We start from the raw sequence: 8,120 nt of genomic DNA, 5'->3' as shown, positions 1-8,120 counted from the left end.
ACCAGAACCGACCCACTCCACAGTCCCCTCAGCACCACACCACTACGCGAAAGAAAAGGCGTAATAACGGGACACCAGAGATGAAAACGACCTCTGAGTGGGTGTTTCACAAGTCCGCCCTTTCCCACTATGAGATACCGCCGCCTTGCGTCGTCGGTCTGAGCGGGCTCGCTCGCTTCTGCGGGGCTGTCTTCGAAGATCCCGAGTTCGGGGTAGCTACGCTGGATCCGCATGCTGGAGGAGGTTGCGATCGGTATGGGTGAGGGGCACGGGCCCGGACCGGCTGAGCAGGAGGAGGCGCTCGGAGCCGGATGGGAGAGGCACCGGCCTGCGGTTTTCGGTGTGGCCTACCGGCTGCTGGGGAGTGTGGCTGATGCCGAGGACGTGACCCAGGATGTGTGGTTGCGGGCGGCCGGAGCGGATCTGCGGGACATCGGTGATCTGCGGGCCTGGCTGGTGACGGTGGCCGCGCGGCGGTCGTACGACATTCTCAAGAGTGCCCGTTTCCGTCGGGAGAGCTATGTCGGGCCGTGGCTGCCCGAGCCGCTGCTGACGGGGCCGGACGCGTCGCAGCCGGTACTCGTCGATGAATCCGTCAGCTCGGCGATGCTGCTGATCATGGAAGAGCTGAGCCCGCCGGAGCGGGTGGCTTTCGTCCTGCACGATGTCTTCGGTCTTGAGTTCGGCAAGATCGCCGAAGTGCTGGACGTCTCCGTGCCGGGCGCCCGGCAGCTCGCCTCGCGGGCGCGACGGCGGGTGGCCAAGGCCAAACAGTCCATGCCGCAGGCGTCGAAGGCGGAGCGCGAACGCGTCCTCGCGGTTTTCCGCGCCGCGTACGAGGCCGGGGACCTGGCCGGCTTGGTCAGGCTCCTGCACCCGGACGCCGTCTTCGTCACCGACGGCGGCGGCAAGGCATTCGCGGCACGCAAGCTCATCCACGGCGGCGAGCGCGTTGCCGAGGTCATGGTGCGTGTGGGACGCCGGTGGCGTCCGGACCGTATCGCCTTCGCTGAAGTCGGCGGCGAGCTCGCCCTGGTGTCCTACCGCGAAGGCCGGGTTCACTCCGTGGACACGGTCCAGATCACAGACGGTCTGATCACCGCGTACCGCAGGGTCATCAATCCCGACAAACTCGTGCGCGTCTGAGCTGTCACACCTGGAGGGGCTACCTCGTCTCCCTGGTGAATTGACCGCCTCGCGCCGCGCCACGCGGCACGATCCTGAGGAGCCCTGCCATCATGACCACGCCTGCCCCGGCCGCTTCTTCCGCCGCTGCCGTCCCGCCGGTCGTCGCCATCGCCCATCACTCGGGCTTCGGCCACACCTCGGTGCTGGCCGAGGCGGTGCGCGAGGGCGCCGCCGACACCGGGGCGACCGTCCACCTGGTCAAGGTCGACGAGATCACCGAGGAGCAGTGGGCGCTGCTCGACACCGCCGACGCGATCGTCTTCGGCTCGCCGACCTACATGGGCACCGCGTCCGGCGCCTTCCACGTCTTCGCCGAGGCCACCTCGAAGCGCTGGGCGACCCGCGCCTGGCAGGACAAGCTGGCGGCGGGCTTCACCAACTCCGGTTCAAAGAGCGGCGACAAGCTGCACACCCTGCAGTTCTTCTCCGTGCTGGCCGCCCAGCACGGAATGCACTGGATCAACCTCGGCCTGCCGTCCGGCTGGCACTCCACCACCGCCTCCGAGAACGACCTCAACCGCCTCGGCTTCTACCTGGGCGCTGGCGCGCAGACCGACACCGACCGGGGCCCGGACGGCGTCCACAAGGCCGACATAGCCACCGCCGAACACCTTGGCCGGCGAGTCGCCGCCCAGGCCGCGGTGTACGCCGCCGGTCGCGCCGCGGTCGCTGCCTGATCCGCCTCCCACGGGGCCGGGCGCCCGTGCGCGACGTACGCGCCCGGCCCGCGCGCCCCGTTCCGCGCGTGCCGCCCGTACTGCTGGCGTCACGCGGCCTGGACGAGTTCGCCGGGCCGCGGCGGGGCGGCGCTGGGGTAGCGGCGGGGCCGGGTCAGGCGGCGGGCCAACAGCGTGATCGCCACCCAGGTGATGAGGGTTTCGGAGCGTTGGACGAGCCGTTCGTAGTCCCGGGCATGGCGGCGGGCGTGCATCATCCAGGCCAGCGACCTCTCGACGATCCAGCGGCGGGGCAGGATGACGAACCCGGAGGTGTCGCGGGGCCGGGAGACGGTCTTGATCGTGCGGTTGAGGTGTCTTTCCACCCAGGTCACGAGCTTGTCCGCGTAGCGGAGTCGGCTCAGACGATCGTGATCTCCGGGTGCATCAGGCGGAGCCTGAACAGCACCTCCTTCGCTGCCGCGGAGTCGTGCAGGTCCGCCGGTGGCACCATGACCAGCAGGGGAAGCCCGCGGCTGCCGACGACCAGGTGCCGCTTCCTGCCGTTGATTTTCTTGCCCGGGTCGTAGCCGCGGGTCGCCCGGCTGACGGTCTCGGCGGCCTTCACCGACTGCGAGTCGATGATCGTGGCGACCGCCCGCGGGCTCTTGCCCAACTCCCGACGGACCCGCCCAGCGAGCGCGTCGCGGATCTGCCCGACGATCCCGCCCGCCGCCCACCGGGCCATAAACCCCCACACCGTGCGCCATGGAGGGAAGTCGGCGGGAAGGGCCCTCCACTTGCAGCCGGTGTCCACGACATAGCGGATGGCGTCCACGATCTCCCGGCGGGGAGGCTTCTCCGGCCGCCCGCCGGACGCCGTCGACCGCCGGTCCACGCCGACGATCCACCGGCTCCGCACACCGGACACACCGCCTCGCACGCACCATCCCGGACGGCCGCCAGCCGCTTCCGCAGCCGCCGCTCCGCCCGCCACTGCCTGGAACGACACGACGACGAGCAGAACACAGCCTCCAGCCGGGCCCCCGGCCGCAGCCCTTCACCGCACGCCTGGCAGAACCTTTCCCCGGCCCGCCCCGCGTCCTCGGACACGGACCCGGCGTAGGCCGCTTTCCCACCTCCGGGCTGGGGATCGAAACCTCTACTAAGCCCCACCACCGCCACGACCGCCACCCCCACGACCGCCACCGCCACTCCCGGCGTTCGCCTGCCGGCCGTTGAACTCCCGGACGTTGCGCAGATGTTCCTGGTAGTCGGCGGTGAAGCGGGTGTCGCCCGGTTTGACGGTGACGAAGTAGAGCCAGTCCCCCGCGGGCGGCGCCCCGGCCGCCTTCAGCGCGTCCGCCCCGGGATTGTCGATCGGCGTCGGCGGCAGGCCCTGGTACCGGTAGGTGTTGTACGGGTTCTTGGTCCTGGTGTCGGCGTGGCTGGTGTGGAGGGTGCTGCGGCCCAGCGCGTAGTTGATCGTCGAGTCCATCTGCAGCGGCATGTGGTGCGCAAGCCGGTTGTCGATGACCCGGGCGACCTTGCCCATATCGGCCGGCCGGTCCGCCTCGGCCTGCACGATGCTGGCGATGACGATCGTCCGGTAGGAGGAGATGCCGTCGGCGGCGAGCCGCTGCTTGGCGGTTTTGACCATGTAGCCGAGCAGCGACGCCGGGGTGGTGTCCGAGTCGAGGGGGTAGGTCGCCGGGAAGAGGTAGCCCTCGGGGTTGCCCTTCGCCCCGGCCGGCAGGTCCAGATGCGCGCCCTTGGCGGCCTTCGCGGTGGACCCGGCCGGACGGTGCAGGGCCTTGTCGGCGGCCGCGTAGACCTGCGAGGCCCGCTGTCCCTCCGGGACGGTCAGCGTCTGCCCGGGCCGCAGCCCCCGCAGCAGCCGCGGCAGCAGCAGAACGGCAAGGACGACCAGCACACACAGCACCGCTACGAGGACGAGCCGGCCGGCGCGGGGGAGCCGCGGTCCTGACCGGCGAACGGTGCGCTCCACATCGCTCATGGGGGCACGGTAGGCGAGACCGAAGGGGCGCATGGCGGCTGCTCCCCGGATCTCCGCCGACGGCGGAGATCATTCACCGGCTCGCCATCCACCGGCCACACCCCGGCCGGTAAGGGGACGAGGGCCGGCGGCCGCATCAGCCCGACCGGCGGCCCTCCGCCCCCCGGCCCCGTCAATCCGTCGACCCCGGCCCCGACCCCGGCCCCGGCGCCAGCCCCGGCCTCTGCCCCGCCTTCCTCACCGGACGGCTGGTGTTCCGATCCGCTGGTCCCGGCCCGCACCCATGCCCACCAGGGCCAGGCCGGCGCAGACGGCCATCAGCAGCACGAGGGGGACGGTCCAGCCGTGGGTGGCCTGGTGGACGGCCCCCAGGACGAGGGGGCCGGCGGCCGCCAGAAGGTACCCGCCGGTCTGGGCCATACCGGAGAGGCGGGCAGCGGTGTGGGCATCGCCCGAGCGCAGCACCATCATCGTCAGGGCCAGGCCCAGCGCACCGCCCTGCCCGACGCCGAGGAGCGCCGCCCACAGCCACGCCCCCGCCACCGGTGCCAGCAGCAGTCCGCTGATTCCGCAGGCCATCAGCGCGGACACGGCGACTGCCAGCAGCCGCTGACGCCGCATCCGCCCCGCGAGCATCGGCACGATGAACGAACCGACCATCTGCACCAGCGTGCTGAAGGCGAAGACCAAGCCCGCTTCACCCTTGCCCATGCCGTGGTCGGTGAAGATCGTCGGCATCCAGGCGATGGACACGTACGCGATCAGCGACTGCGAACCCATGAAGAGCGTGACCTGCCAGGCCAGCGGAGAACGGCTCAGCTTCGGCCCGTCCTCGCCGACGCGCAGCGGGGTGGCCGCGGCCGCGCCATGGCGGGTGCCGCGCCGGGCCATGAGCGTCTGCGGAATCCAGACGACCGCGGCGACGGCGGCCGGCAGCGACCAGGAGACCAGCGCACCCTGCCAGTTGCCGAGCGCGCTCTCCAGCGGGACCGCGGAGGCGGCCGAGACGGTCGCGCCCAGGATCATCGCGGTCGAGTACAGCGCCGTCATCCCCGCGGCCCGCTCCGGGAAGTCCCGCTTGATCAGGCCCGGCATCAGCACGTTCAGCAGGGCTATGGAGGTACCGACCACGGCACACCCGGCGAACAGCGCGACCACCGGCGGGGCGATCCGCAGCACGATGCCGCCGCACAGAGCCACCAGCGCCCCGCACAGCGCCGCCTCCGTGCCCCAGCGGCGGGCCAGCTTCGGTGCCACGATCGAACCGAGGCCCATGAAGATCAGCGGGATGGTCGTCACCAGGCTGCTGGCCGTCGCAGCCAGCCGGAAGTGCCGTCCGATCTCGCCGAGCAACGGCGAGACGCCGGCCAGCGCCGCCCGCATATTGACCGCGGCAAGAATGATTCCGGCCATGACCAGGGCCGGGTGGGCCCGCAGACGCCGGCGGGCCGCGGCGACCGGCGGTGCCGCGACCAGATCCTCCTCAGCGTCGATCAAGGTTGCTTCGGACCTGGGCCCTGCCATATGTGCGTACCTCGCCAAGGGTGGTGTGTGTTCGGGGAAGGGAGTGGTGTGCGTTCGCGGAAGAGAGAAGGGACAGGAGACAAGAGCGAGAAGACAGAAGGGAGAAGGGTGAGCGGAGAAGGGAGAGGAGAGAGAAGAGAAGGCGGCAATCGCGCATTGGAAGTGAGCGAGGGCGTCAGCGGTCGGCCAGCAGGTTCTCCACGGCCCGCTTCGGCTTCTCCAGCAAGTCGCGGATGGCCTGTTGAGCGGCCTCCGGGTTGCCCGCCGCGATCGCATCCAGGACTGCGGCATGATCGCCGTGCACGATCTTCGGCATCGCCCGGTCGCCGAGAGCGTTGACCAGCGCTTCCCGTACCGAGCTGCTGAACCAGCCGTAGGTGGCCGTCAGCGCGGTGTTGTGTGCGGCCTCGACGACGGCCTTGTGGAAGGCGATGTCGTGATCGGCGTAGAGCTCCAGGCTGTCGGCATCGGGCTCTCCCTCCGCGTCCGCCAGCTCGGCCTGAGCGTCCAGGGCCGCCCGCATCCGCTCCAGATCATCGGGCAGATGGCGGAGCGCGGCCAGCCGGGCCGCTTCCGCCTCCAGGGCGATGCGCAGCTCCAGTACGTCACGGATTCCGGCCCGTTGGACGCCGCGCATGACGTCGCCCGGGTCGGTGGTGGAGACGACGAAGGTGCCTTCGCCCTGCCGTGAGCGCAGCATCCCGGCGTGTACGAGTACCCGTACGGCCTCGCGGACGGTGTTACGGCCGACCTGGAGCTGTTCGGCGAGCGCATGCTCGGTGGGGATCCGGGACCCCACCTGCCACTCCTTGGCCGTCAGTTGGGACCGCAGGGCTTCGACGACGGTGTCCACCAGGGACTGCCGTCCCGCTGCCTCTAGTGCCATGCCCGATCCGATCCGATTCGATCTGGTCCGGGTCTCATCTGAACCGCTCTTGCCCGGTCATCCTACAACTGATGCGTTCACGATACACGGAGCGAGGGAGGTGAGGGAGATGAGGGAGATGAGGGAGATGAGGAGGTGAGGCAGGCGAGGCAGGCGAGCAAGGGGGTGAGGGGGCGAGGGGGCCCGAAGAAGGTGAGGAAAGACGAGGAGCGCGACAGCCAGGAGGGCCCGCCCGCCGGGCGCCCGCGGGATGCGGAGGTGCAGCGCACGGGCGTTCGTGGCGGGCCTTCGGGGGCCCCCGCGGCGGGCCCTCCCGGCGTCACAGCCCGATGTCCCGCTCCTGGATGTCCGCGAGGGATTCGCGCCGTACAAGAAGGCGGGCGTGGCCCGCGGTGACGGCGATGACCGGTGGTCGGCCGACGAGGTTGTAGCCGGAGGCCATCGAGAGGTGGTACGCACCGGCGACGGGCACGGCCAGCAGGTCGCCGGGACGGATGTCGCCGGGCAGCCGGACATCGGCGGCAAGCACATCGCCTGCCTCGCAGTGCCGTCCGACCACGGTGACCCGTTCCGGTGCGGCGGACGTGCGGCGGCCGATCAGCCGTGGCGCATAGCGCACCCCGTACAGCGCGGGCCGCGGGTTATCGCTCATCCCGCCGTCAACCGCCACGAACGTATGCGTACCGGTGCGTTTGACGGACAGCACCCGGTAAAGGACGACACCGGCCGGGCCCGCGATGGCGCGGCCGGGCTCGATGGCGAGTCGTGGCACCGGCAGCCCGGACGCCGCGCAGCCGCCGGCCAGTTCGGCGCGGATCCGGTCGCCGAGGGAGAGGAGATCGAGCGTGGGCTCGCCGGGCTGGTAGGCGACGCCGTGGCCGCCCCCGAGGTCCAGCTCGGGCAGGGTGATGCCGTGCTGCTCGTGAATCCGCGCCAGCAGCCCGATCAGTCGGCGTACGGCCGAGAGATAGGGCTTGACGGTGGTGATCTGCGAGCCCAAGTGGCAGTGCAGGCCGACCAGTTCGAGACGTGGCTGGCTGAGTACCCGCGTGATGGCGTGCTGCGCGGAGCCGTCGGCGAGCGACAGCCCGAACTTCTGGTCGTCGGTCCCGGTACGGATCTTGGCGTGGCCGCCGGCGGCGATGCCCGGTACGACCCGGATCAGCACCTTCTGCCGGCTGCCGGCGGGGACCGCCGCGGCCAGCCGGGCGATCTCCGAGGTGCTGTCGATGACGATCCGGCCGACGCCGAGCCGCAGCGCCGCCCGCAGGTCGGCCGGGCTCTTGGCGTTGCCGTGGAGCACGATCCGCGCGGGCGGAAACCCGCTGGAGACGGCCAACTCCAGCTCACCGGCGGAGCAGACATCCAGGCCGAGCCCTTCCTCCCGCACCCAGTGGACCATGGCGCGGCACAGGAACGCCTTGGCGGCGTAGAAGACATCGGCACCCGGGAACGCCCGAAGGTAGGCGCGGCAGCGGTGGCGTACCTCGGCTTCGTCCAGGACGTAGGCGGGTGTGCCGAAGCGGTCGGCGACCTCGGTGAGCGGGACGCCGCCCACGGCGAGGTCGTCGTGGCCGAGCGGCGCCGCGGACCCGGGCCAGATGGACAACGGCTCGTCGATAGCCAACGGACGGTCGGCGGGCAACGGCTCGTGGGTGGACAACGGGTGGTCGGCGGGCAACGGCTCGTCGGTGGACAACGAGTGGCCGGCGGACGGCAGTTGGCCGGCGGACGGTGGCGGGGTGGCGGCCGGTGGCGCGCTCGTCACGGCGGTGGCCGGCGACGGGGTGGCGGTGTGGCGCGTGGTGCGGTGAGGGGGCTGGGGCAGTGTGCGATGGCTCATGGCGGT

General features: G+C 71.1%; 7 protein-coding genes and 1 pseudogene. 2 read left to right on the top strand and 6 right to left on the bottom strand.

Annotated features, from left to right (window positions below):
- The coding region (locus ACGFR7_RS15785) for a hypothetical protein (RefSeq protein ID WP_393318556.1) at window positions 1-233 on the bottom strand (233 nt) is incomplete at its 3' end.
- Window positions 234-255: 22 nt separating this feature from the next.
- Between ACGFR7_RS15785 and sigJ the strand changes: the two genes are divergently transcribed.
- On the top strand, window positions 256-1,146 hold the full coding sequence (gene sigJ / locus ACGFR7_RS15780; RefSeq protein ID WP_393318610.1) for an RNA polymerase sigma factor SigJ: 891 nt from the start codon (window positions 256-258) through the stop codon (window positions 1,144-1,146).
- A 92-nt stretch (window positions 1,147-1,238) separates the two neighbouring features.
- The gene (locus tag ACGFR7_RS15775) at window positions 1,239-1,865 is read left to right on the top strand and encodes a flavodoxin family protein (RefSeq protein ID WP_096211573.1); all 627 of its coding nucleotides are present in this window, start codon (window positions 1,239-1,241) and stop codon (window positions 1,863-1,865) included.
- 6 nt (window positions 1,866-1,871) lie between these two features.
- Here ACGFR7_RS15775 and ACGFR7_RS15770 read toward each other — a convergent pair.
- The 5 genes and pseudogenes from ACGFR7_RS15770 to lysA all read right to left on the bottom strand — a co-directional run.
- Window positions 1,872-2,727 (bottom strand): annotated as a pseudogene (locus ACGFR7_RS15770) (IS5 family transposase); the annotation flags it as partial.
- A 282-nt stretch (window positions 2,728-3,009) separates the two neighbouring features.
- The gene (gene mltG / locus ACGFR7_RS15765; protein ID WP_393318554.1) at window positions 3,010-3,861 is read right to left on the bottom strand and encodes an endolytic transglycosylase MltG; all 852 of its coding nucleotides are present in this window, start codon (window positions 3,859-3,861) and stop codon (window positions 3,010-3,012) included.
- Window positions 3,862-4,098: 237 nt separating this feature from the next.
- Window positions 4,099-5,385 (bottom strand): CynX/NimT family MFS transporter, encoded by a 1,287-nt coding sequence (locus tag ACGFR7_RS15760; RefSeq protein WP_393318551.1) that lies wholly within the window; start codon window positions 5,383-5,385, stop codon window positions 4,099-4,101.
- Between the two features lie 175 nt (window positions 5,386-5,560).
- On the bottom strand, window positions 5,561-6,271 hold the full coding sequence (locus ACGFR7_RS15755) for a FadR/GntR family transcriptional regulator (protein ID WP_393318549.1): 711 nt from the start codon (window positions 6,269-6,271) through the stop codon (window positions 5,561-5,563).
- Window positions 6,272-6,590: 319 nt separating this feature from the next.
- Complete coding sequence (gene lysA / locus ACGFR7_RS15750) at window positions 6,591-8,114, bottom strand: diaminopimelate decarboxylase (RefSeq protein ID WP_393318546.1); 1,524 nt, start codon at window positions 8,112-8,114, stop codon at window positions 6,591-6,593.
- Window positions 8,115-8,120: the final 6 nt, after the last annotated feature.

Origin of the sequence: Streptomyces sp. NPDC048516, from assembly GCF_043199875.1 — a bacterium.
Classification (GTDB): domain Bacteria; phylum Actinomycetota; class Actinomycetes; order Streptomycetales; family Streptomycetaceae; genus Streptomyces.
This window is presented reverse-complemented; position numbering and strand designations above follow the sequence as displayed.

Coding starts and splice junctions, on each gene's coding strand:
- ACGFR7_RS15775 (WP_096211573.1), top strand. CDS start 1,239: ATGACCACGCCTGCCCCGGCCGCTTCTTCCGCCGCTGCCGTCCCGCCG.
- mltG (WP_393318554.1), bottom strand. CDS start 3,861: ATGAGCGATGTGGAGCGCACCGTTCGCCGGTCAGGACCGCGGCTCCCC.
- sigJ (WP_393318610.1), top strand. CDS start 256: ATGGGTGAGGGGCACGGGCCCGGACCGGCTGAGCAGGAGGAGGCGCTC.
- ACGFR7_RS15760 (WP_393318551.1), bottom strand. CDS start 5,385: ATGGCAGGGCCCAGGTCCGAAGCAACCTTGATCGACGCTGAGGAGGAT.
- lysA (WP_393318546.1), bottom strand. CDS start 8,114: ATGAGCCATCGCACACTGCCCCAGCCCCCTCACCGCACCACGCGCCAC.
- ACGFR7_RS15755 (WP_393318549.1), bottom strand. CDS start 6,271: ATGGCACTAGAGGCAGCGGGACGGCAGTCCCTGGTGGACACCGTCGTC.